Source organism: Klebsiella sp. EMBS2024 (assembly GCF_036233805.1).
GTDB classification, from domain to species: Bacteria; Pseudomonadota; Gammaproteobacteria; order Enterobacterales; family Enterobacteriaceae; genus Klebsiella; species Klebsiella pneumoniae.
Map to the genome: position 1 here is coordinate 1501306 of NZ_JAZARW010000001.1, position 1211 is coordinate 1502516.

Below are 1211 nucleotides of genomic sequence, written 5' to 3' on the forward strand. Positions count from 1 at the left end.
TTGATCTCCTCCCTGAAAACAGTNCCAGGCTAAACTGAAGTCTCCGGTCTTTCTTCCATCTCACAGAGAGGCACATCGCCATGAAAAAGACCCGCTATACCGAAGAACAGATAGCATTTGCGCTGAAACAGGCCGAAACCGGCANTCGGGTGGAGNAAGTCTGCAGAAAGATGGGCATNTCTGAAGCCACATTTTACAACTGGAAGAAAAAGTTTGGCGGCATGGGCGTGACAGAGCTGCGCCGCCTGCGCCAGCTTGAGGAAGANAATCAGCGTCTGAAACGTCTGGTGGCCGATTTAAGTCTGGACAAGGAGATGCTGCAGGAAGTTATCAAAAAAAGTTCTGAGGCCGGCTCAGAAGCGTCAGGCGGTGCATTTTCTGCGGGAGGCTTACCGTATCAGTGTCCGACGGGGATGCGGACTGCTGATGCAGAGCAGAACCGTTTACCACTGGCAGAGCCGGCGGGATGATCGGACGGTAACCCTGCGTATCCGGGAAATAGCGGAAACCCGGATCCGCTACGGTTGCCCGCGTATTCATATTCAGCTGCGGCGGGAAGGCTGGCCTGTTAACCACAAGAAAACACACCGGATTTACTGTCTGGAAGGCCTCAACCTGCGCAGAAAGCGCCCCCGCAGGCATGTCAGTGCAGCACATCGTCAGCAACGTCCGGTCCTGACCGGAGTCGATCAGTGCTGGAGTATGGATTTCGTGTCGGATAACCTGTTTAACGGACGACGTTTCCGGGCGCTGACTGTAGTGGATAATTTTAGTCGGGAGTGTGTGGCGATCCATGCCGGGAAGTCGCTGAAAGATGAGGATGTGGTCGGTGTGATGGAAAGGTTACGGGTGCTGGGCAAGCGCCTGCCGGTACGTATTCAGACAGATAACGGCAGCGAGTTTATTTCGAAAAGTCTGGATAAATGGACGTATGAGCACGGTGTTACAATGGACTTCTCCCGCCCCGGAAAACCAACGGGTAACCCGTTTATGGAATCATTTAACGGCAGTCTGCGGGATGAATGCCTGAACATTCACTGGTTTCTCTCGCTGGAAGATGCGCAGGACAAACTCGACAACTGGCGCAGGGAATATAATCATGAGAGAACGCATTCATCATTAAATGACATGACTCCGGCTGAATTCATCCGAAGTCTCCGGAAAGACGAAGATCTCTGATTTAGCACTGCACTGAATTTGGGCCAGGGTCA

The 1211-nt window shown here is 52.7% G+C and carries 1 protein-coding gene; it reads left to right on the top strand.

Annotated features, from left to right (window positions below; all coding sequences use genetic code 11):
• The first annotated feature begins 80 nt into the window (after window positions 1–80).
• Window positions 81–1179 (top strand): IS3 family transposase gene (locus VZP09_RS06765; protein WP_328794974.1). Its coding sequence is split into 2 segments (ribosomal slippage): window positions 81–334 and window positions 333–1179, totalling 1101 coding nucleotides; the frame shifts between segments, so codons are not numbered across the junction.
• Window positions 1180–1211 lie beyond the last annotated feature (32 nt).